Annotated in this window: 20 protein-coding genes; 7 read left to right on the top strand and 13 right to left on the bottom strand. The window is 66.3% G+C overall.

What is annotated here, in order from left to right; all coding sequences use genetic code 11:
* The first annotated feature begins 138 nt into the window (after positions 1-138).
* The 6 genes from ACIKT0_RS02940 to ACIKT0_RS02915 all read left to right on the top strand — a co-directional run bounded on the left by ACIKT0_RS02940 (position 139) and on the right by ACIKT0_RS02915 (position 7,153).
* Complete coding sequence (locus ACIKT0_RS02940; protein WP_407103915.1) at positions 139-1,398, top strand: glycosyltransferase family 4 protein; 1,260 nt, start codon at positions 139-141, stop codon at positions 1,396-1,398.
* Positions 1,399-1,414: 16 nt separating this feature from the next.
* Positions 1,415-2,614: a glycosyltransferase gene (locus ACIKT0_RS02935; protein WP_407103914.1), complete on the top strand. Its 1,200-nt coding sequence runs from the start codon at positions 1,415-1,417 to the stop codon at positions 2,612-2,614.
* Positions 2,593-3,300, top strand: a complete 708-nt coding sequence (locus ACIKT0_RS02930; protein WP_407103913.1) for a class I SAM-dependent methyltransferase — start codon at positions 2,593-2,595, stop codon at positions 3,298-3,300. Before ACIKT0_RS02935 ends, ACIKT0_RS02930 begins: the two co-directional genes overlap by 22 nt.
* Positions 3,301-3,645: 345 nt before the next feature.
* Entirely contained in the window at positions 3,646-4,365 is a 720-nt protein-coding gene (locus tag ACIKT0_RS02925) for a response regulator transcription factor (protein ID WP_407103912.1), read from the top strand.
* A 23-nt stretch (positions 4,366-4,388) separates the two neighbouring features.
* On the top strand, positions 4,389-5,840 hold the full coding sequence (locus ACIKT0_RS02920) for a GumC family protein (protein WP_407103911.1): 1,452 nt from the start codon (positions 4,389-4,391) through the stop codon (positions 5,838-5,840).
* Positions 5,813-7,153, top strand: coding sequence for a polysaccharide biosynthesis/export family protein (locus tag ACIKT0_RS02915; protein WP_407103910.1), 1,341 nt, complete (start codon positions 5,813-5,815; stop codon positions 7,151-7,153). The genes ACIKT0_RS02920 and ACIKT0_RS02915 overlap by 28 nt, the downstream gene beginning before the upstream one ends.
* On the opposite strand, the gene ACIKT0_RS02910 is transcribed toward ACIKT0_RS02915, so the two are convergent.
* The 13 genes from ACIKT0_RS02910 to ACIKT0_RS02850 form a co-directional block, all read right to left on the bottom strand.
* Entirely contained in the window at positions 7,080-8,075 is a 996-nt protein-coding gene (locus ACIKT0_RS02910) for a GDP-L-fucose synthase family protein (protein WP_407103909.1), read from the bottom strand. The two genes, ACIKT0_RS02915 and ACIKT0_RS02910, sit on opposite strands and share 74 nt — an antisense overlap.
* Entirely contained in the window at positions 8,059-9,129 is a 1,071-nt protein-coding gene (gmd, locus tag ACIKT0_RS02905; protein WP_407103908.1) for a GDP-mannose 4,6-dehydratase, read from the bottom strand. The genes ACIKT0_RS02910 and gmd overlap by 17 nt, the downstream gene beginning before the upstream one ends.
* 189 nt (positions 9,130-9,318) lie before the next feature.
* The gene (locus ACIKT0_RS02900) at positions 9,319-9,984 is read right to left on the bottom strand and encodes a Crp/Fnr family transcriptional regulator (protein ID WP_407103907.1); all 666 of its coding nucleotides are present in this window, start codon (positions 9,982-9,984) and stop codon (positions 9,319-9,321) included.
* A gap of 239 nt (positions 9,985-10,223) precedes the next feature.
* On the bottom strand, positions 10,224-11,267 hold the full coding sequence (locus ACIKT0_RS02895; RefSeq protein WP_407103906.1) for a hypothetical protein: 1,044 nt from the start codon (positions 11,265-11,267) through the stop codon (positions 10,224-10,226).
* A gap of 9 nt (positions 11,268-11,276) precedes the next feature.
* Positions 11,277-12,497, bottom strand: a complete 1,221-nt coding sequence (locus tag ACIKT0_RS02890) for a DegT/DnrJ/EryC1/StrS family aminotransferase (RefSeq protein ID WP_407103905.1) — start codon at positions 12,495-12,497, stop codon at positions 11,277-11,279.
* Positions 12,494-13,495 (bottom strand): NAD-dependent epimerase/dehydratase family protein, encoded by a 1,002-nt coding sequence (locus ACIKT0_RS02885; RefSeq protein ID WP_407103904.1) that lies wholly within the window; start codon positions 13,493-13,495, stop codon positions 12,494-12,496. The genes ACIKT0_RS02890 and ACIKT0_RS02885 overlap by 4 nt, the downstream gene beginning before the upstream one ends.
* Positions 13,496-13,524: 29 nt before the next feature.
* The gene (locus ACIKT0_RS02880) at positions 13,525-14,643 is read right to left on the bottom strand and encodes a DegT/DnrJ/EryC1/StrS family aminotransferase (protein WP_407103903.1); all 1,119 of its coding nucleotides are present in this window, start codon (positions 14,641-14,643) and stop codon (positions 13,525-13,527) included.
* A complete protein-coding gene (locus ACIKT0_RS02875; RefSeq protein ID WP_407103902.1) occupies positions 14,640-15,668 on the bottom strand; it encodes a Gfo/Idh/MocA family protein in 1,029 nt (342 codons plus the stop codon). The genes ACIKT0_RS02880 and ACIKT0_RS02875 overlap by 4 nt, the downstream gene beginning before the upstream one ends.
* Entirely contained in the window at positions 15,665-16,192 is a 528-nt protein-coding gene (locus tag ACIKT0_RS02870) for an acyltransferase (protein ID WP_407103901.1), read from the bottom strand. The genes ACIKT0_RS02875 and ACIKT0_RS02870 overlap by 4 nt, the downstream gene beginning before the upstream one ends.
* Before the next feature lie 197 nt (positions 16,193-16,389).
* Entirely contained in the window at positions 16,390-17,577 is a 1,188-nt protein-coding gene (locus ACIKT0_RS02865) for an acyltransferase family protein (RefSeq protein ID WP_407103900.1), read from the bottom strand.
* Between the two features lie 75 nt (positions 17,578-17,652).
* Positions 17,653-18,246 carry an LbetaH domain-containing protein gene (locus tag ACIKT0_RS02860; RefSeq protein WP_407103899.1) on the bottom strand — a complete coding sequence of 198 codons (594 nt, stop codon included), beginning with the start codon at positions 18,244-18,246 and terminating at the stop codon, positions 17,653-17,655.
* Complete coding sequence (locus ACIKT0_RS02855; RefSeq protein ID WP_407103898.1) at positions 18,243-19,511, bottom strand: O-antigen polymerase; 1,269 nt, start codon at positions 19,509-19,511, stop codon at positions 18,243-18,245. Before ACIKT0_RS02855 ends, ACIKT0_RS02860 begins: the two co-directional genes overlap by 4 nt.
* Positions 19,508-20,221, bottom strand: coding sequence for an ElyC/SanA/YdcF family protein (locus ACIKT0_RS02850; protein WP_407103897.1), 714 nt, complete (start codon positions 20,219-20,221; stop codon positions 19,508-19,510). Before ACIKT0_RS02850 ends, ACIKT0_RS02855 begins: the two co-directional genes overlap by 4 nt.
* Positions 20,222-20,423: 202 nt before the next feature.
* Here ACIKT0_RS02850 and modA point away from each other — a divergent pair.
* The coding region (gene modA, locus ACIKT0_RS02845) for a molybdate ABC transporter substrate-binding protein (protein WP_407103896.1) at positions 20,424-21,004 on the top strand (581 nt) is incomplete at its 3' end.

Here is a 21,004-nt window from a genome sequence, read left to right as displayed (position 1 = left end):
TCACGATCGTCGAAGACCTCTGCCACTCGATGAAGCTGGGATCGCTCTGCTGGCCTGGCGCGAGGCCGTGGCCTCCTGCGCGGCCGCCGGCGCCGGCCCCGCCTTGTCGACCTCGATCGCGTCGTCCCCGGGGGGGCAATGAGCATGCCGATGATCGTTTCGCAGCTTGGCGCCCGCATGCACTACGCGGTGCCGCGGATCCTGCACGCGGCTGGCCGGCTGGAACACTTCTACACGGACATCTGCGCCGCGCGGGGCTGGCCTCGAGCTCTCGGGGCGCTGCCGCCACGCTTTCTTCCCCGGGCCGCCCGGCGGCTGATTGGCCGTCAACCGGCCGACCTGCCTGCAAGCCGCATCACGAGTTTCGACGGCGTCGGAATGCGCTTCGCCCTTCAGCGTGCGCTTGCGGGAGATCCGACGGCCGCGACCCGGGCGCATATCCGGGCGGGCCAGGCCCTGTCGCGCCAGGTGCTCCGCAGGCTCGACCGCCATCAATTGGATGGCGGCGTTTACGGGTTCAGCGGCGAGTGCCTGGAACTGCTCACCGGCGCGAAGGCGAGAGGCTTCCGGACTGCGGTCGAGCAGATCGTCGCGCCGAAGAAGATCCTCGACCGCCTCACCCTCGAGGAGGAGGCCCTGCATCCCGGCTGGAGCCCGGTCAGCATCCGCGATGGGTTGTCGGAGGAGTATGCGGCGCGCGAGCGCGGGGAATGGGCGGCGGCCGACGTCATCCTGTGCGGCTCCGAGTTCGTCCGGGACGGGGTCATTTCTTGTGGCGGTCAGCCTGAGCGCTGCGTCGTGACGCCGTATGGCGTTCAGACGACGGCGCCCATTCTGCGTCGGCGGTCCGGGCCCTTGAAGGTGCTGACCGTCGGCAGCGTGGGCCTGCGCAAGGGCGCGCCTTACGTGCTGGAGGCCGCCCTTCGCCTCAAGGGCGTCGCCGAATTCCGCATGGCGGGCGCCCTCGATGTCTCCGAGAACGCGCGCCGGCGGCTGAACGAGGCGGTGAAGCTGCTTGGGCCTGTGCCGCGCTCCGAGATGTCGGCCTGCTACGCTTGGGCGGACGTCTTTCTTCTGCCCTCGATCTGCGAAGGATCCGCGACGGTCCTGTATGAAGCGCTGATGGCCGGCCTGCCCGTCGTCACGACGCCGAACGCCGGCAGCGTGGTGCGGCACGGCGTCGATGGCTTCCTCACGCCGATCCGGGACCCGGACGCCATCGAGGCCGCCCTGGCTGCGCTCGCAAGGGACGCAGAACTTTACCGCGCCATGGCTGGCGCGGCGCGCCGGCGCGGGCTCGAACACAGCCTGCAGGAGTATTCCAGTCGCCTGCTTGCGGCGCTCGACCGTCTCGCGCCCGAGGCAGAGACGCGCACGCCGCTCGCGGCCTCGGCCTAGGTCCGGGAGTTTGGCAATGGACGCTGCTCCTTCCTGGCGCGCCGAGGTCAAGCCGATCAAGGTGGGCGTGGTTCTGGGCTCGGCCGGCGATCAGGGCGGCGGCGTCTACGCGAGCGTGAGGGACATGGCGCAGGCGCTGTTGCAGGTCCCCGACGTCCAGGTGACGGTCTTCGCATCCGACCGCTCCCCCTCCGCGAACCGAAGCGAGTGGGGAGCGGTCTCGCTCAAAGTCTTTCCGGCGCGTGGCCCCGCGAGCTTCGGTTATGCGCCCGGGCTCGGTCGCGCGCTGCTGGCGGCCGACCTTGATGTGGTTCATGTCCACGGGCTGTGGATGTACCTCTCTATCGCAGCGCGGCGCTGGGCGGCCGCCTCCGGCCGCCGCTACGTGGTCAGCCCGCATGGCATGCTCGACCCATGGGCGGTCGCGAACAGCGGGTGGAAAAAAACGCTCGCCCTGCGCGCCTATGAACAGGCTCATCTCGACCGCGCCGCCTGCATCCACGCCTTGTGTGAGCAGGAGCGCCAGGCGGTCCGCGCGTTCGGACTCCGCAACCCGGTCTGTCTAATCCCGAATGGCGTCCAGCTTCCGCCCGAGGAAAGCGCCTCGCCCCGGGGCGGCGCAAATGCACGCCGCACGTTGTTGTATCTGGGGCGACTGACGCCGAAGAAGGGCCTCGTCGCGCTTCTCGACGCCTGGGCGAGCCTCCGGCGAAACCCCGAGGCCCAGGCCTGGGATCTCGCGATCGCGGGATCGGGCCCGGAGGCCTTCGTCGCGGAGTTGCGGGCGCGCGCCGAGCTGCTCTGCAGCCCGCGCTCGATGCGGTTTCTGGGCCATGTGAGCGGCGCTTCGAAGAGGGCGGCGTTTGCGCAAGCGGACGCCTTCATCCTGCCGTCCGTCAGCGAGGGCCAGCCGCTGGCTGTGCTCGAAGCTTGGAGCCACGGTCTGCCCGCCCTCATCACGGAGCAGTGCAACCTTCCGGAGGGGCGCTTGGCCGGAGCCGCGCTGTCCATCGGCCCCTCGACCGCGGAAATCGCGGACGGCCTGCGCCGGCTGTTCGAGACGCCTCCCGAGCAAGCGCGGGCGATGGGGCGACGCGGCCGCCTGCTGGTTGAGAAACGCTTCTCTTGGGGCTCCGCGGCGCTGCGATGGGCGGAGGTTTACCGCTGGCTGTCGGACCAGGTCTGCGAGCCGGAGTGCGTGATCAGAAGCGCGTGAGCCGGGTGGCCGGCGTCGCGAAAAGGGGGACAAGCCTGATGAGGCTGCCGAGAATCAACCTGACCAACCGGGTCGAGTTCATCGAGCGCTACGCGCGGGGCAAGCGTGTGCTGCATGTCGGCTGCGCGGACGTGCCGTTTACGCTTGACCGGCTGACGCGCGGGGAGCTGCTTCACCAGCGACTCCACGGTTGCGCCGCCGAGCTGCACGGCGTCGACCTCTCCGAGGAGGGGATCGGCATCATGCGCAGCGCCGGCTTCAAAGATCTGTTCGTGGCGGATTGCGAGAAGCCACTCTCGCACTCGACGCCCGGCGGATACGACGTCGTTATCGCCGGCGAGACGCTCGAGCACGTGCTGAACGCGGGCGACTTCCTGTCCGCCCTCAAGAGCGCCTGCGGCCCGAACGGCCGGATCATACTCACCACGCCTAACCATGCCTCGCTGAAGATTAATCTACGCCTTCTGAGCGGCGTTGAACTGGTTCACCCTGAGCATGTCGCCTATTACTCATATTCAACGCTGAGTCGTTTGTTGAACATGGCGGGGCTCGAGCCGATGGATTGGGCTTTGTATTGGGCTGAGAAGTCGAAGAAATCACAGGTTGTGAATTCGGCCCTCAGGCGCATGCCCGCGCTCAACTATTTCGCCGATGGCATTTGCGTGGCGTGCAGATCGATCCCGTAGAGCGTCAGGCGGAGGGCCGGAGAACGTCCCTCAGGGCTACGCTACTGAGAACCGGCATCAATCGGCGCAGGGGCCGGTGCCCAACATCGTGTTCATCTGATTATCAGTCCGTTTTTAGCCCCGCGAATGTCTATATATCTATTGATCTAGGTTAATGGAGCGGCTTGGAAACCAACCTAGCATCCTCTTGCTTCAAGTCGGCAAAGGTTGATCGAGATAAGTGTAGGCGGGTCAGCGGCGGCGTCCAAAGTCCTCCTTCCTTTCGCCATCATTAATAGCCTCGCATGGGCGGCCTATGTAATTATACGTATGCTGTGACGAGGCTGCATAATCACAGGGAACGACATGAACATCCCGGTATCCAACCCGGCGCCAGACTCGTCATTCCTTCGGGAAGACATGCTCGGACGTGGGACAATCATCGTTATCGACGAGCGCAATCTCGTCGCCGAATGTCTGGCCCGCTGCGTGAGAACGCAGCGCCCCAGAAATCGCGTCATGAGCTATACGAGCGTTCTGGACTGCGTCACGTCGGCCGGAGACGAACACGACGAGGTGCTTGTTCTCTTCAGCATCGGAAGTAATTCCGCCTCCGGGGAAGTCTTCCTGGACGCGCTCGAGAAATTGGCGGAATCCTTCCCGGGGACGCCGATCGTCGTGATCGCCGACTCTGAAGATGCGACCCAGATCCTGCAGTCTCTGGACTGCGGAGTGCGGGGATACATCCCGACGAGCGCCAGCATGGACGTCGCCCTTGAGGCGATGACCCTGGTGGAGGTTGGCGGCACCTTCATCCCGGCCTCCAGCCTGACCTCCTCTCGCAAGTCCATCCTCAACAGGCCGGAAGGCCGCGCTTTCGCGCTGAATGAAACCTTCACGGCCCGTCAGGCGGCGGTCATCGACGCCCTGCGGCAGGGCAAGGCGAACAAGATCATCGCCTATGAACTCAACATGCGAGAGAGCACCGTCAAGGTTCACGTCCGCAATATCATGAAGAAGCTCCGGGCAAAAAACCGGACCGAGGTCGCGTATATCGCGAACTCCCACATCAACGCCTCGATGTAGCCTCAGAGCGGGGGGCTCTCGTCATGATCGTGTCTAGATCCGTGGACGCGCAGGACTCCGCCAAGGCGGGACTGGGGCCTCTGATCCGGTCACAGTGGCGCGTGGTCGCGGCGGCGACGGCGGCCGCCGGCGTCCTGGCGGCCGGAGTGTGGGCCGTCACGCCGAACCGTTACGTCGCCGAGGCCGTGGTCGCGCTGGACACCCGCAAGGTGCAGGTGATCACGCTGGAATCCGTGATGTCGCGGCTGCCCCAAGACAGCCCGGTGCTGCGGACGGAGCTTGATCTCATCGCGTCGCGCTCAATGGCCGAGCGGGTGGTCGACCGCCTGGGCCTTGCAAAGGCGAAGGTGGACGAGCACAGCGAGCCTTGGTGGCGGTTCTGGGCGCCTTGGGGGCTAGCGCTCCGTTCGTCTCCCCCCGCCGCCCCACAAACGCCGGACGCCGCGGCTGTCGACCGCTTGGTGTCCGGGCTCCGCGTGAACAATGACGGCCGCTCCTACACGATCTTCATCTACTATGCGTCGCGCGATCCGATCTTCGCCGCGCGCGTCGCGAATGCCTATGCGGCCGCCTATCTCGATCACCAGATCGCCGTGCAGACGCAGGCGACCCGGAAGGCGAGCGACTGGCTGGGCGGCAAGGTCTCGGAGCTCGGCGTGCGGCTGGAGCTTTCCGAGGAGGCGGTGGAGTCCTTCCGGCGCAAGGTCGGGCTCCTCGAGACGAGCGGCATGACCGCGGACGCGCAGCGGCTCTCCGGCATCAACACCGAGCTTGCCTCCGCTCGCTCGCAACGCGCAGGCGCCGAGGCCCGCCTGGCCGCGGCGCGCGAGCTCGCATCCGACGGCCCGCAGAGCGCCTCCTTCATGGAAGCGCTGGCCTCGCCCTCCATTCAGTCTCTGCGAACCAGAGAAGCTGAACTCGTGCGCCAGATCGGCGAGATCGAGACAGCGGGCGCCGACATGAGCGCCGATCTTCCGGCGCAACGGGCGCAACTCGCGGCTGTGCGCAGGCAGATCGACGGTGAGGTCGCGCTGGTGGTCGCGAGCCTCGCCAATGAGGTTCAGGTCGCTCGCGGTAAGGAGAGGGCGCTCGAACACGAAACTGCGAAAGTTGAAGCCGCGATCACACGCGACAGCACGGCTCGTGTCGAGTTGAACAGGCTGCAGCGTGAGGCCGTCGCGAACCGCAACATCTACGAGAGCTTTCTCAACCGCTACAAGCAGACGATGGAGCAGGAGGGCCTGGCGGCGGCGGAAGCAACCCTGCTGTCGAACGCCGAGGTGCCGGCTCAGCCAGCAAGTCCCAAGCTGCTTCCGATGCTCGCTTTTGGCTTGGCGGTTGGCGCGGGGATCGGCGTGCTGATCGCGCGCTGGCGGCTTGCGCCGCGTTCCGAGAAGGAGCCTTGGCCGCTTGGTGACGACGACATCCTCCCCGTACAGGCCATGCCATGGCACGCCGGAGCGCGCTCAAGATGAGAAGCGATGCGAAACTGCTTGGGCGTTCGAGCGGTCGGGCGCGGGTCGTAGCGTCCGCATGTGTGCTCGGATTACTGCTCGCCTCACCTGGTCATGCTCAGGAGCCTCCTGGCGCCTATCGGGTCGGTCCGGGTGACGTGCTTCAGATCACCGTCCTCGGTAAGCCGGAATTGTCCGGCAAGTTCCGCGTCGGGCCGGAAGGCGCTGTCAGCTACCCGCTGCTGGGCGACCTGCGGATCGCCGACCTCACGACCGGCCAAGTGGTCGCGACCCTCAATGAAGAGCTTTCGCGGCGACTCCCGCTGCGCAGCGCCCCTGCCGTCGAGATCGCGGAATTTGCCGGCGTTTTCGTCACCGGCGACGTCGAAAAGCCGGGGCAGTACGTCTACAGGCCCGGGATGATCGCCCTCGAGCTGATTGCTCTCTCTGGCGGGTTGAGGCGGTCGGCCGCCGCGCTCAACGCGCGCGCGCTGCAGCTGATCTCAGCCGAGCAGGAGGTCGCCGAACGCCGCCTGACGCTGTTCGCCGGAGGGATGCAGAGGGCGCGGCTGGAGGCCGAGATCGCGGGCGCCGATTTCGCGCCGGCCGGGGAGGACGACTCCCGCCAGCGCTCGGTTCCGGCGGATGATGTCCGGACGATCCTGGCGAACGAGAAGGCGCTGTTTGCGGTGCGCCGCAAAGTTCTGGAAGACGGGATCGCCGCGCTGCACCAGCAGCGGCTGAGTTACGATCAGGAGATCGCCGCGCTGCGTGAGAGCAAGAAGCTGCACGACGAGGAGATCGGGTTGCTCGAGCAGGAAGTCGCCAACTCGCAGAAGATGGTCGACAAGGGGCTGGGGCTGCTGCCGTCGCTCCTGGCGCTGAAGCGACAGCTCTCCGCCACCCGCCGCGACTCGCTCGACATCGAATCCTATCTTGCCCGGGCGCAGCAGCGTCAGCTCGAGGTCGACCAGAAGATCCAGGATCTTGGCGACCAGCGCATCAAGGAGAGCGCGGCCGATCTGCGGGAGCTGGACGTGCGTCTGGCCCAGGAGCGGCAGAAGCTGAGATCGTCGATCTCGGCCCTCGCAGAGGTTCAGGATCAGCTCGGGCAGGACGCCCCGAGCCCGGCGCGCCCGATCTTCAAGGTGGCGAGGGTGGTGGGCGGCGCCTACCAGGAGAAGGCGGTGGATCAGTTCGCGAGGCTGTCGCCGCGCGACATCCTCTTGGTGTCCCGGGACGAGAGGGACAACGCGTCGCTCAGTCAGACGTCCTCTGCGCTTCCTGCGCGGACTGGCGATCCCGTTCAGACGCCCGCCAGCTCTGCAAGGTAGAGCGCAGCCCCTCCGAAAGGGGTATGGCGGGCTTCCAGCCCAAGGCTCTGATGCGCTCATTGTTCAGCAGCTTGCGCGGCGTCCCGTCAGGTTTCGACGGATCGAAGACGAAGTGCCCGCGAAATCCGACCGCGTCGGCTATCAGGTCCGCCAGGTCGCGGATGGTGATCTCTTCGCCCGAGCCAGCGTTGATGAGTTCCGGCTCATCATAGACCCGCATGAGAAAGACACAGGCGTCCGCGAGGTCGTCGACGTGAAGGAACTCCCTCAACGGGGTTCCGCTGCCCCAGATCGTCACCGTATCGCTCCCGGCCTGGTGCGCTTCGAAGATCTTTCTCATCAGCGCCGGCAGAACGTGAGACGTCTGCAGGTCGTAGTGGTCGTTCGGGCCGTAGAGGTTCGGGGGCATCGCGGTGATGTACGGAAGTCCGTACTGCACGTTCAGGCTGCGGGTGAGCAACATCCCCGCAATCTTGGCGACCGCATAGGCCTCGTTCGTGGGCTCGAGGGGGCCCGTCAGCATGGCCGCCTCACTGATCGGCTGCGGCGCCAGACGCGGATAGATGCAACTCGACCCCAGGAACAGCAGCTTGCGGACCCCAGACTCCGCCGCAGCGTTTACGAGGTTCGCGCCGATCAGCAGATTGTCGAGCAGGAACTCGGTCGGGTGGGTGGCGTTCGCCTGGATCCCGCCGACCCGCGCAGCAGCGATCATGACGGCGTCAGGCTTCTCCCGCTGCATCCAGCGCTCGACATCCGCCTGACGCCTCAGGTCCAACTCGGCGCGATCGACCGTGAGAATCTCGCACGCCTCCCTCTCGAGGCGGCGAACGAGGGCGGATCCAACCATGCCACGATGGCCGGCGACGAAGATGCGGCTTCCGGCGATCTCGAAACGGCCGCGGTCAGTCGTCGCGGGCATTGCGCGCCGCCTCTTTTAGAACGGCCTCCATGTCAGCGCTGACCATCTCGGCCACGAGTTCCTTGAACCGGACACGCGGCTTCCATCCAAGATTCTGTCGCGCCTTGGTGCAGTCCCCGAGCAGGATGTCCACTTCGGTCGGGCGGAAGTATCGCGGATCGATCTCGATCAGCGGGGCGCCGGTGTCAACATCATAGCCCTTCTCTTCAACGCCGACTCCGCGCCATTCAATCCTGCGGCCGACGCAGTCGAAGGCGGTCTCGACGAACTCCCGGACGGTGTGGGTCTCCCCGGTCGCGAGCACGTAATCGTCGGGCGAAGACTGCTGGACGATCCGCCACATCCCTTCGACGTAGTCGCGGGCGTGTCCCCAATCGCGCTTCGCGTCGATGTTGCCGAGATAGATGCGCGGCTGCAGCCCGTGCTGGATGGCGGCGACCGCCCGAGATATCTTCCGCGTAACGAAAGTCTCGCCGCGAATCGGGCTTTCGTGGTTGAAGAGGATGCCGTTCGAGGCGTGCATGCCATAGGCCTCGCGGTAATTCACGGTGATCCAATAGGCGTAGAGCTTGGCGGCCGCGTAGGGGCTGCGGGGCGCGAAGATCGTTCGCTCGTCCTGCGGCACGGTCGCGGCGCGGCCGAATAGCTCCGAGGTGGAGGCCTGGTAAAACCGGCAGGTGCCCGTCATCTTGAGTATGCGCAGGGCTTCCAGGACGCGAAGCGTTCCCAACGCGTCCGTGTTGGCCGTGTATTCGGGCGTCTCGAAGCTGACCAGAACGTGGCTCTGCGCAGCGAGGTTGTAGATCTCGTCCGGCTGGGTTTCCTGGATGATGCGGATGAGGTTCGTGGCGTCGGTGAGGTCTCCGTGATGAAGCAGGAACCTCACGTGATTCTCCTGCCGATCATGGTAAAGGTGGTCGATGCGACCTGTGTTGAAGGACGACGATCGCCGCTTCAGGCCGTGTACGGTGTAGCCTTTACTGAGCAGAAGCTCAGCAAGATACGCGCCGTCTTGGCCAGTGACGCCAAGTATAAGAGCCGTTTTCTGCTCCATGATGCTCCCTCAGGCCGGCTATACTTGGCCTCGCGCGGGCTGGATAGTCTCCGCCGAAAGAAGATTCCAGGAAGGGAGCGGGCATAGGAACGTAGCAATCGGACCATGATGCGCGGAGGCGTACGCCTAACGAGGGAGTATGACGCCCTCGGAAGAGTGACAGCGGCCAGACGTCATGAGCCTTGTCGTTCAGTGGTTGCTTCGAGGCCCGCGCTGCGGCGGCTCCAGATAATCCGCCTCGAAGACAGCGAGCTCCGCCAGGCGGTCATAGTCGTGAACGGTCACATGGCCGACCCGCACCGTCACCAGCTCGGCCTCGCGCAATTCGCGCAGAACCCGGTTCAGGTGGATGGCGGTCAGACCGAGCGCGTCGGCGATCCAGGACTGGCTGAGAGGGCAGTCGAAGCCATCCACCGTTTCGACGCCGATCTGCTCGAGCCGTGCAGATGTTTCCAGGATGAGATGGGCCGTGCGGACGAGGGCGCTGCGTCGGCCCAGATTCACAAGATGCTCCGCGATGATGGCGGCGTCCCGCGCCGCCGACCAACGGATCGCCTGGGCGACATTGGGGAACGTGCTTGCCTGTTCGATCATCGCCAGCGGAATCGGAGAGACCTCGGCATCGGTCAGGCTCTCGAAACTGAACTGAGAGCCCGCGAGACTGATGTTGTACAGGCCGACGATATCGCCTGGCAGAGGGAAGTTGAGGACCTGGCGGCCGCCGTCCGGAAGCATCTTGTAAATGCAGGTCCAGCCGCTTTGCACGACATAAGCTTCGTGCTTCTGGTCGTGTTCGCGGAAGATCGTCTGATGAGCGGGAACACGGCGTCTGCGCGCCCCTAGGGACGTCAGCATCGCGGTTTCGGACTCCGTAAAGGGTCCCAGCGCTTGAAATCTGTGCAGGAGGGGGTTCAGGGGAGGACCGCCACGCTGATTCTTTGCTCAGCATCTACCATAGGTAGCGATTTTCCTGTAGGGCAAACGTCTTCTCGAAACGCGCTGGCTCAACCGGAGCGGGTGCGCAGCAGGGTTTAGGGCAAGGTCTATCGACGCTGCCGACGAAAGGCAGGTGACGTAAATGGCGTGGTGTTCGGTCAGAGTATCTGCGCCAAGCCCGGCTCCTCGCGCTCGGCGTCATCGAGAACGACCTGCGCCGCCTTCAATCCGCCGGCCTGAAGCCGCACCACGGGGTCGGGGCCGATCTCCGACAGGAGGATCGCCATATGGCCGGCGGCGGGAGCAGTCGGCGGCCAGATCTGCAGACCCGCCGCCGCCACCGCCTCCCGGTCCACATCGCCCCAGAACTGAGCGACGATGGCGCACGGCGCCACCGCGGCGAGCCGGCGGGCGTCCTCTTCGTCGAGCCGCGCATGATTATCCGCCGGCCGGAGCGCGAGGAGAACGGCCTCATAGGGCTTTGGCGGCAGGTCGCGGACCGAACGCGCTTGAGTGACATGAGCGCCCTGGCCGATCAGGCCAGTGAGCAGCGACGTGTTGAATTCATTGTCGCAGACGAGAGCGATGCGGCTGCGGTAGACCGGGATCCCGGCGTCGTGCAGGAGGCGGATGGCGAGCGGCCCCAGGTAACTGAAAACGTCGATCGTCTCGTGTCGCTCGTTCACGCCGACCACCGGCAGCGAACGACGTTCGCACGCGGCGTAGTCGATGTCGCCCGAGCGCCGTTCCCATGCTTCGAACATGAGCGCCACGACAGCATGGGGCGGCAGCGCATCGATGATGGCGTCATTGATCGGCCGGAGGTGGCCGCTGTTGGTGACGATGTCCACCTGATCCAAAAATGCGTGAGGAACAGCGTCGACGATCGAGATCGTGTCAGCCACGCCGGCGCGCTCGGCGACATCATGGAGCCACGCCACAGCCTCGCTGGTCGAGCCGTGGCGGCTGTCCCGCGCGACCGCGAAGACCCGGTGGGCTCCCGCAAGCGCCGCTATGATGGGCGTCACCACGTAAACGCCCGTCGCGGCTTCCGTCAGGATCGTTCGGCCCCGCAGGTCCAGCCGCATCTCGGCGATGCGCTCCCGAGCAAGGCCGATCAGCCGTTCGGGACGAAAGCCCGGTCGGGGGGTGGGGAAGTGGAAGCCCATCACGCTAGGAGCACGATTGTCGTTGGCTTGCATGCCCATGCCTCAGACCGGACAGCGCGGGGCGATGAGCGGCCCGCGTGGGAGCGCTTTGGATAACCTCTGGCCGCGCGCGGCGGGGAAGGAGGCATCGAGGCCCAGGGCCGCGTGAAGACTGGCGACGATCCGGCGCTGCATGCGCTCGGTCATGCCGGGATAGAGCGGCAGCAGGATGCAGGTGTCTCTCGCCTGTTCCGACCGGGCGAGGGAGCCGCGGATCTCCGCATCCGCATAAGCGGGCTCGAGGTGGATGCACATGATGCCGCGCCGTGTGGCTATCCCCTCTGAGAGCATCGTCGCCATCACGTCGTACTGCCGGACGCCCGGGGGCAGCCTTACGCAGAAGCTCTGCCAGTTCGATTGGGCCCAGTGCGGCTCCTCCGGACACTCCACTGGAAGGCTCGCCAGCAGGCACCTGTACCTGGCCGCCAGCGCCCGCCGGGCAGCGACGATCTTGGAGAGGCGCTTGAGCTGCTCGCGGCCGATCGCGGCCTGAACGTCCGTCAGGCGGTAATTGTATCCAACGATGGGGTAGCTCTCGATCACCGGCGTAGCGCTCGCGTGGCGGACCGAGTCCGGCACGCTCATTCCGTGCTGGCGCCACAGCCGGAACATGCCGTCCCACTCCGCATTGGCGGTGGTCAGCACGCCGCCATCGCCGACTGTCAGGATCTTCCGCGGATGCAGCGAGAAGCAGGCGATGTCCCCGTGCGGCCTTCCAATCGGCTCCCACTGACCCTCCACCATGAGGTTTGAGCCGACCGCGCAAGCGGCGTCCTCGATCACCGCGACTCCGGCCGCTCGAGCGATCGGCAGGATCCGCGAGAGGTCGCAGGGCATTCCAATCTGGTGGACGCACATGATCGCCTTGGTGCGTGACGTGATCGCCTGCGCGACCGCGTCGGGATCGAGGTTGAAAGAATTCTCCTCGATGTCCACGAAGACCGGTGTCGCGCGACACTGGCGGATCACGTTCGCGCAGGCGATGAAGGTGTGGCTCGGGACGATCACCTCGTCGTCCGGCCCCACGCCGACGGCAAGCAGCGCGAGGTGGAGCCCCACGGTGCCGTTCGCCACCGCGCAGGCATGCGGCGCGCCGACCGCTTGGGCGAACTCGGTCTCGAAGGCGGCGACCTGCGGTCCCTGGGTGAGCCAGCCCGAACGGATGACGCGCGCCGCTGCGAGCGCCTCCGCATTTCCGACGCATGGGCGTGTGATCGGGATCATTCTGCCGCGCTTCGCTCTAGGGGCTGCTGCTGAGCCCGCCACCAATCCACCAGCTCATCCACCCCGTTCTCCAGACTCACCTGGCTTTCGAAGCCGATCAGCTGGCGAGCGAGGCTCGTGTCGGCGAGCCGGCGCGGCACGGGATTGACGCCGCGTTCAGGCCGGTGCTCGGGCACGAGACCCCGGCGCCCCATCCGTTCCGAAAGCATCTTCGCAAGGCCGAGCAGAGATGTTTCGCTGCCCGAGCCGATATTCAGCGTCACGTCGGTCGCAGGCGACGTCGCGGCGAGGATGTTCGCTCGGGCGACATCGCGGACGTGGATCATGTCCATTGTCTGCAGCCCGTCGCCGAAGACCAGGGGAGGCTCGCCGGCCTCGATCCTCTCCATCCAGCGGATCAGCACCTCCGTGTAGCGGCCGTGGATGTCCATCTTCGGGCCGTAGACGTTGAAGTAGCGGAGCGCGACGTAGTCGAGGCCATGGGTGTCGTGGAAGGCGCGCAACATGCCTTCTGCGAACAGCTTGGCCGAGCCGTAAAGCGTGCGGTTGTCGTAGGGGTGCTGGGTCTCGGGAGTCGGGAACTCGGTCGCGAGGCCATAGACGGAGGCCGACGAAGCCATCACGACCTTCCGCACCTTGGCGGCCACGGCGAACTCGATCAGGTCGAAGGTCGCGGTCGCCATCACCTGCAGTGCCGCCCGGGGTTCCACCGCGCATTGCGTGATCCGTAGCGCCGCCTGGTGGAACACAGTGTCCGCGCCATCCAGCAACTGAGACATCAGCACCCGGTCGCGAACGTCGCCTTCGACGAAGTGGAGGCGGCGGTCAGCGCCGAGAGCCTTCATGTTGCTTCGACGGCCCCGGCACAGATTGTCCACCACCATGATCTCGTCGGCCCCCCGTTCGAGCAGCAGCGCGACGATGTGCGAGCCGACGAAACCGGCGCCGCCGGTGACCACGACCTTCTTGCCGGCGAGCGGATCATTCTCGTTGTTCATTGGAATCGATCTCCAGAAGAGAGGCGCGGTCAGGCCGCCTCGCGGCGGCTGACATCAAGGGCGTGCAACAGGCTTTCTGCGACTTGCTGGACCTGCGCGTCGGACAGTTCGGGGAACATCGGCAGCGACAACGTCTCGCTCGCCAGCGCTTCGGCTTCCGGGAGGTCGCCGCGGCCATATCCGAGCGCCGCATAGGCCGGCTGAAGATGGACCGGACGCGGATAGTGCAGGCCGGTCTCCACGCCGGCGATGGTCATCAGCGCGCGTATGCGATCCCGGGCCGGCGTGCGCACTGCGAAGACATGGTAGGAGTGATCGGCCGGGCCGCTCGGCGCTGGCAATCCGATCCCAGACCCGTCGAGCAGCGCATGGTAGCGGGCCGCGATGCTCCGGCGGGTGTCGGTCCAGGACTGCAGACGCTGAAGCTTTACGCGCAGCGCCGCGCCCTGCACGGCGTCCATCCGGTAGTTGAAGCCCTCGAGAACGTGGTTGTAGCGGCCGTCCTGGCCCCAGTCCCGAAGCCTCCGCATGGTTTCGGCGATGGCGTCGTCATCGGTCGTGATCGCTCCGCCTTCGCCGCAGGCGCCGAGGTTCTTGCCGGGATAAAAACTGAAGCACCCAGCGTCGCCGAAACTTCCAGCTCCTACCTCGCCGCGGAAAGCGCCGTGCGCCTGAGCTGCGTCCTCGATCACCTTGAGGCCATGGCGGCGGGCGATCGCGACTATCGCCGCCATGTCGGCGAGCCGGCCGTGCAGGTGCACTGGAACGATAGCCCTGGTGCGCGGGCTGACGGCGGCTTCGAGCTTCGACGGATCGAGCGTCCAACGCTCCGGGTCGATGTCGACGAAGACCGCGGTCGCCCCGGCATAGAGGATCGCGGCGACGGTCGCCACGAACGTGGCCGGGGTGGTGATCACCTCGTCGCCGGGGCCGATGCCGGCGGCCAGCAGCGCGAGGTGGAGGGCCGAGGTCCCGGTGTTGACCGCGACCGCGTGCTTTGCTCCGCAATAGGCCGCGAATTCGCGTTCGAAGGCCTCCACCTCGGGCCCCAGCGCGTAGCGCCCGCTGCGAAGGGTGGACAACACTGCGGCCTCGAGCGGCGCGGCGACCGAGCGGTACTGCGCCGCCATGTCCATCAGCGGGATCATGACGCGACCTGCAGCAGGTCGAGCTCGACGGGATGCCCGCGCTGGCGCATCGAGATCGTGGCGCATTCGAGCATCTTCACGACGCTGAGACCGGTCCGCCCGCAGGTGAGCGGCGTCTCGCCCGAGTTTACGCATTTGAGGAAGTGGTCGAGTTCCGTCGACAGCGCCTCGCGGACCGGGATCGCAGGCGACCACATGTCGCCGATGCGATAGCCGACGTGGCGCTGGTAAACGTTCTCCGGGTCGGTGTCCGAGGTTACGCCGCGGTCGTAGACCTTGATCTTCTCGGTCGTTTGCAGGTCGTCGTAGACGATCATCTGACGGCTGCCGGCGATGTATGTCTGGCGGACCTTGATCGGCGCGAGCCAGTTGACGTTGAGATGCGCGATCGTGCCGCCCGCGAAGAACACGGTCACATGCGCCATGTTCTCCGGGGAGCCGGCGATATGGCCGGCTCCGCTCGCCGAGACTGCGACCGCCGGGGCGCCCAGCACGTAATCGAGTATCGCGAGGTCATGAACCGCTAGGTCCCAGATGACGTTGACGTCCCTCTGGAACTTCCCAAGGTTAATCCGTGTGGATTCGTAGTAAAAAATCTCCCCGGCCATGCCGGACGAGATGATCTCCTTGATCTTCTGGACCTCGCCTGTATAGACGAAGGTGTGGTCGACCATTAGGGTCAGGCCACGGCGAGCGGCCTCTTCGATGAGGCGTTCCGCCTGCTCGGCGGTCTCCGTCATGGGCTTCTCGACCAGGACGTGCTTGCCGGCCGTGAGAGCGGCCAAGGCGATCTCGTAATGCGTGTGCACGGGCGTCGCGATCATCACCGCGTCGACGTCCGGGGCCCTGATGACGCTGCGCCAGTCCGTTGCAAGGCGGGCCGTGCGGTGGCGCTTGCCGGCGCGCTCCAGCGCTTCGGTTGAAGGATCGGCGATCGCGACGGCGGCGCAGTCGTCGCATTCAGCCGCGACGCGGGCAAGATTGGGACCCCAGTACCCGTATCCGATGACGCCGATACCAATCACGACACGGCCTCCGCCTGAATTGCCCGGGGCGAACGGCTGGCCTGGCTCGCGCGCCTTGCGCGCACATCTCCCGCGGGCCGAGCCGGGGATCCGATCACGAGCGTGTAGGGGGGCACGTCCCGCGTCACCACTGCGCCAGCCGCCACCAGCGCGCCTTCGCCTACGGTGACCCCCCCGATGATCGTGGCATTGGATCCGATCGATGCGCGACGACGCACGATCGTCGTGACCAGCGGCCAATCGCCATCCCGCTGGGGCTGGCCGTCCTCGGTGGTCGCTTCGGGGAATAGGTCATTGGTGAACATGACCCCATGGGCAACCATCACTTCGTCTTCGATGGTGACGCCTTCGCAGATAAAGGAGTGCGACGAGATCTTGCATCGCTCCCCGATGTTCGTTCCTTTTTGTATCTCGACGAACGGGCCGACGATCGTGTCGCGCCCGATGGAGCAACAGTAAGCGTTGACGAGTTCTGGATGAGTAAACCTTGCGCCGTCACCCAGAGTAACATTCCTGATGCCCATGGCTGACCCCCGATGACATCCGCGTGAAGCGCAATCAAGCTAGGCCGCCGCGGCTGTTCCGGAGAAGACGCTGAAAGGCTTCTTCTCCTCAGCCAAACGCGTCCTTGCAGCTTCGTTCAGCATCGCCCTTTGAGCATTTTCCTCCCGAAGGACGTAGCTGGGGGTGCCTTCGCCGGCCGGGGCGGCGCCGACTTGCGTCACGCGATGCGAGGCTCCCCCGTGGCGGGCGCTCGCCGGTAGGGAAAGAAGACCTTGAGCTCAAGGAAAGGAGATTCGATGAGCCGCCAGGAGAGCCACGCGGCCACGAAGAACACTGCGATGGACGACGAAATATAGGCGGTGGCGCCAAGGGTCTCGGGCAGCAGGGCCGCGAACGGGGCGGGGCTCAGGTGCGGCAGGATCAGGTGATGAAGGACGTAGAGGCCGTAGCTGTACTTGCCGAAAAGCCGCAGCCATCTCGCCTCCAGCAGGGGTCCCATCCAGGCTTGGCGCGGCCCCGGCAGGCTCATCACGAGCGCCGAGGCCCAGCCGAAATCGAGGATTGAGAAACCGATCGTGTTCATCCACGGGTCGGCGAACCAGACGCCGCCGCGCGTGACGAAGATGACGATCACGAACGCTGTCGCGACCGTAAGGCACCAGGGGGCGATCCTACGCACGACCGCCATCGCCTCCGGGCGGCGCGCGGCGATCGCCAGAAGGCCTCCGAGCGCAAGCGAATCGATCCGCGCTGGAGTCAGCGTGTACGCGGCGCCCTGCGGGAGACCGAACGCGAAGATCGTCAACCGGAAGCACAGCGCGCCCACGATCAGCAGCACGCAAACCCTGACAAGGCCGGAACGCGAGAACAGAAAAACGACGAGCGGCCAGACCATGTAGAACTGTTCTTCGACGGCGAGCGACCAGAAGTGGATGAGGGCGAGCCACTCCACGTTGAAGAAGCGCGCCCCGTTGGCCGCGACGAAGCCCCAGTTGGTCATGTAGGTCCAGAACCAGATCTGGCGGTCCAGCACGAACCGAAGCTCGGGCGTGGCGTAGAGCCCGAGCAGCGGCGCCACGACGAACAGCGTGATCAGCACGGCGTAATAGAGCGGGAAGATTCGCAACGTTCTACGCGCGTAGAACGCGCTGAAGAAATTCGCGCAGCCTTTCGTTTCGAGCAGAATCCCCGTGATCAGGAAGCCTGAGAGCACGAAGAACAGGTCGATGCTGATCCAGAGTGCGCCGCCGAGCTGATAGTACAGGCTGTCGACGGTCTCGCTGAATGGATAGACCAGCACGAGGTGGAAGATCATCACCATCACGATGGCGACCCCGCGCAGGCCGTCGAGCGCGCCCAGCCGGTTTGCTTCTCCCAGGGACCCGGAAGTGGTGGCCGATGTCATCGCCGTTCTCCATCGCTTGCGCCGGCCTGGCCGCGCCAGGACGCCGCGGGCCGGTGCATGTCTCGCCGGGTGCGATCAGGCTTCGCGCGAGGTTCGGCGGACCCTCAGTCGGATCGGCGCAGCGGGATTGCCGGTGTAGATCGTCCGCGGATGAAGATCCCGCATGGCCACGGCCCGGGCGCCCAGCACCGCGCCGTCTCCGACTGTCACTCCGGGTCCCACGAACGCTTCGGCGGCGATCCAGGCACCCGCGCCGATCGAGATGGGCCTGGCGCGCAACGGGAAGCTCGGGTCGTCGCAATCATGCGTGCCGGCGCACAGATGCGCGCCCTGCGAGACCACCGCGAACGTGCCGACTTGGATGGGCGCGACGTTGTAGCAGGTGACGCCCGGCCCAAGCGACGCGTGCTGCTTCATCGTCAGGTGGGGCGGCCACCAGACGGTGACGTTCGGGTAGACTCGCGCGCTCGGCGCGAGATCCGCGCCGCAGAGGTTCAGCAGCCAGCGGCGCCAGGCATGAAGCGGCGGCGGCGTCCAGCGAGCGAGCAGAAGCCAGGCCGCGCGCCAGCCGGCGCGCAGAAGCCTGTGGCGGAGTGCAAAGGTAGCGCCGCCGTACAGCCAGGGATGGGCGCTGCGGTCTCCGGGGCTTTGATCGGCTCGCGTGGTCATGCGGCTGGCGCTCCCGTCAACGCTGGTCCCGCTGCCGGCCGCTCCCTTACTCGGGCGAAGAACAGCGCCGGCCCGAGGAAGATCGCCATGTGGATCCAGCTGGTGAAGATCCACTGGGTGTGATGCGAGATCACGTGCACCGAAGGCAGCGCGCTGAGCATGTAGAGAATCTGGCTGCTGGCATCCCCGCGCATCGCGCCGCGGTAGATGCGGCGCATGATCCACGCGACGAAGAAGAATTTGACGATGCCGAGATATCCAAACGAGCCGAACGCGTCCGCCATTCCAGTGTCGGTCGTGCCGTAGCTCGGTTCATAGAAGCGGTCGGCCATGCCTGGGACTTCGACCAGCAGCGAACGCTTGACGGCGTCGCCGACCACCTGCCCGGGCACGAAGGCCATCACGAGCTCGTTCCAGTGGTAGAGCCCGTAGTCGTAGGACTGGGTTCGGGCGCTCAAGTCTATCTTCATGATCGCGTTCTGGAACTCGGCGCCGCCGCCGGAGACCAAATTCTCGAAGTTCCCAACGAAATCGATCTTGGCGACGTCCTCGATCCCCGGGGTCTCGCCGCGCCGCGTGATCGCGCGGTAATCTTCGGTGCTCGCCATCCCGAGCACGCCGCCCAATACGACGATGAGCGCAAGGCCCGCCGGCACCGCGCGCCGTCGCTGGAACCAAAGGGCGAGGGCGACGATCAGGAAGAACTCGAGCGCCTCGCCGCGCTTGCCCGTGACGAATACCCGGTCGAAGTAAAGCGCAGCGTCGCAGAGGATGATCGCGAACGCGAACCAGGATGGCCGGCGCGCAGCGCACAGCGCGGCGATCGCGAGGCCGAAGACGAGCATCTTTGAGAAGAACAGCAGGACGACTGGAACGCCGCTGATCGCGGTCGAGACCACGGTATCCGGCGGCAACCGGCCGACCGCCACGTAGAAGCCCGCGCCAGCCGCGGAAAGGGCGGCCGCCGCAAGGAGCAGGCGGCCTTCGTTCAGCGGGATCGGCCGTGGCAGCAATGGTCTGGCGGAGCAGCGCCAGCCGAAGGCCGACATCCCGAGGCAGGCGGTCGTGAACACAAGCGTCCGCGCGAAGCCATTCTCCGGTAGGAACATGTTGTCCGTCAGACCCGGCAACTGCGGCAAGATGAACGCAACCGACATGGCGCTGGCGAGGAACGGATACTCGTAGATGCCGCCGCGCCGCCCCAGACCGCCGATCAACAAGGCGAGGCAAAGCAGCGCATAAAGGATGACCAGAGCCTGGTTCATGGGCCGGCTCCGGCGGAAGACGCCTCGGGCCGGACCACGACCCGGTTGCGGGCGGCGTACCACACGATTTTCGCGTACTCCGCCAGGGTGGCGGCCAAGGGACGTTGCTCCCAGCCGAACCGCCAGCGCGCGTCGTCGGGCTCGACTAGCGCAGCGCCGAAGCGGATCTCGGGAGCGACAGCCCTGAAGCTGGCGAGCGCTCGACGCGCGTGGAACCAGTGCGTCACCAGCACGACGGAACGCGCCTTCTCGGCGCGCAGCTCCGGGACGATCGCGAGCGCGTTCTGCAGCGTGGATCGCGAGGCGCATTCCGTGACGATCGCGGTCGCCGGCGCCCCGTGCGCGATCAGCGTGTCGCGCATCGCCTCGCAGTCTCCAGCCCCGGTCACCAGCAGGCGCGGCGCGAGGCCAGCGGAAAACAGGCGGGCTGCAAGCTCCGCGCGCGGCACCCCAAAACCCCCGAGCACGACGATCGCGTCCGCTCGAACAGGCGTCGCCTCGACCGGCAGGACGTAGCCGGCGAGCGTTAGCAGCGCGGCGGCCGAGCCGCCGATCAAAGCCGTCGCAGCCGCGAGCAGGCGCGCCAGCGCTATCACCGGACGAGGGGGCCCCTGCTCGATGCGCGTCGCGCAGGCCGCGCAGTGCATGCCTTCGATGTCGAGCGTCAGCGAAGCGGGCTCGAACGCGGCCACGGGTTCATGTCGGGTCATCTCGGGCTTAGATGATCCCCCGAAGCCCCTACGACAAGCGCCGGAGACGGCGGCCTTGTCGCAGGACGGCGTCTGCGGCATCGTCCGCCGTCTTCCGCCGCTGACGGCGGTTTCCGCCACCGCGCGCCGCGCCTCGATGGAGGCTCGCCGCGGCCGCCATTCGATGAACGCCGGAGCCTTGCTCGCGGCGCGGAGACCGCCGATGATTCTTGCTCGAAATCTTTTCGCGATCCTGTCGCTGGGCCTGTCTTTCGCGGCGGCGCCCCTCTCGGCGCACGCCCGGGACGACGCCGCCGGCAAGCCCGTGGTGGTGTTCGCCGCGGCCTCGCTCAAGAACGCGCTCGACGCCGTCGCCCGGGAGTGGACCCGGTCCAGCGGCGTCGAGGTGAAGGCGAGCTACGCCGCCTCCTCCGCCCTCGCCAGGCAGCTGGAGCAGGACGCTCCGGCGGATCTGTTCATCTCCGCCGACGCGGCCTGGATGGACTATGTGGCGGACAAGAAGCTGATCGCGACCGACAGCCGCCTCGACCTGCTCGGCAACCGGCTCGTGCTTGTCGCCGGCCCCGACTGGAACAAGGGCGACGTCGACCTCAGGCCGGGCTTCGACCTCTCGGGCGCGCTCGGCGATGGACGGCTCGCCATGGGCGACGTGAGCTCGGTTCCCGCCGGCAGATACGGCAAGGCCGCGCTGACGAGCCTCGGCCTCTGGGACTCCGTGGCCTCCAGTGTGGCCGGCGCCGAGAACGTGCGGGCGGCGCTGGCGCTGGTCGCTCGCGGGGAGGC

The sequence above is a fragment of the Hansschlegelia beijingensis genome (assembly GCF_045505405.1).
Lineage (GTDB): Bacteria > Pseudomonadota > Alphaproteobacteria > Rhizobiales > Methylopilaceae > Methylopila > Methylopila beijingensis_A.
The sequence above is the reverse complement of the archived record's forward strand: the minus strand, read 5'-3'. Positions and strand labels throughout refer to the sequence as shown.

Bases quoted from the DNA above. Each gene is read 5' to 3' on its own strand.
- ACIKT0_RS02940 (WP_407103915.1), top strand. From the start codon at position 139: ATGAGCATGCCGATGATCGTTTCGCAGCTTGGCGCCCGCATGCACTAC.
- ACIKT0_RS02935 (WP_407103914.1), top strand. From the start codon at position 1,415: ATGGACGCTGCTCCTTCCTGGCGCGCCGAGGTCAAGCCGATCAAGGTG.
- ACIKT0_RS02925 (WP_407103912.1), top strand. From the start codon at position 3,646: ATGAACATCCCGGTATCCAACCCGGCGCCAGACTCGTCATTCCTTCGG.
- ACIKT0_RS02920 (WP_407103911.1), top strand. From the start codon at position 4,389: ATGATCGTGTCTAGATCCGTGGACGCGCAGGACTCCGCCAAGGCGGGA.
- ACIKT0_RS02915 (WP_407103910.1), top strand. From the start codon at position 5,813: ATGGCACGCCGGAGCGCGCTCAAGATGAGAAGCGATGCGAAACTGCTT.
- ACIKT0_RS02910 (WP_407103909.1), bottom strand. From the start codon at position 8,075: ATGCCCGCGACGACTGACCGCGGCCGTTTCGAGATCGCCGGAAGCCGC.
- gmd (WP_407103908.1), bottom strand. From the start codon at position 9,129: ATGGAGCAGAAAACGGCTCTTATACTTGGCGTCACTGGCCAAGACGGC.
- ACIKT0_RS02900 (WP_407103907.1), bottom strand. From the start codon at position 9,984: ATGCTGACGTCCCTAGGGGCGCGCAGACGCCGTGTTCCCGCTCATCAG.
- ACIKT0_RS02895 (WP_407103906.1), bottom strand. From the start codon at position 11,267: ATGCAAGCCAACGACAATCGTGCTCCTAGCGTGATGGGCTTCCACTTC.
- ACIKT0_RS02890 (WP_407103905.1), bottom strand. From the start codon at position 12,497: ATGATCCCGATCACACGCCCATGCGTCGGAAATGCGGAGGCGCTCGCA.
- ACIKT0_RS02885 (WP_407103904.1), bottom strand. From the start codon at position 13,495: ATGAACAACGAGAATGATCCGCTCGCCGGCAAGAAGGTCGTGGTCACC.
- ACIKT0_RS02880 (WP_407103903.1), bottom strand. From the start codon at position 14,643: ATGATCCCGCTGATGGACATGGCGGCGCAGTACCGCTCGGTCGCCGCG.
- ACIKT0_RS02870 (WP_407103901.1), bottom strand. From the start codon at position 16,192: ATGGGCATCAGGAATGTTACTCTGGGTGACGGCGCAAGGTTTACTCAT.
- ACIKT0_RS02865 (WP_407103900.1), bottom strand. From the start codon at position 17,577: ATGACATCGGCCACCACTTCCGGGTCCCTGGGAGAAGCAAACCGGCTG.
- ACIKT0_RS02860 (WP_407103899.1), bottom strand. From the start codon at position 18,246: ATGACCACGCGAGCCGATCAAAGCCCCGGAGACCGCAGCGCCCATCCC.
- ACIKT0_RS02855 (WP_407103898.1), bottom strand. From the start codon at position 19,511: ATGAACCAGGCTCTGGTCATCCTTTATGCGCTGCTTTGCCTCGCCTTG.
- ACIKT0_RS02850 (WP_407103897.1), bottom strand. From the start codon at position 20,221: ATGACCCGACATGAACCCGTGGCCGCGTTCGAGCCCGCTTCGCTGACG.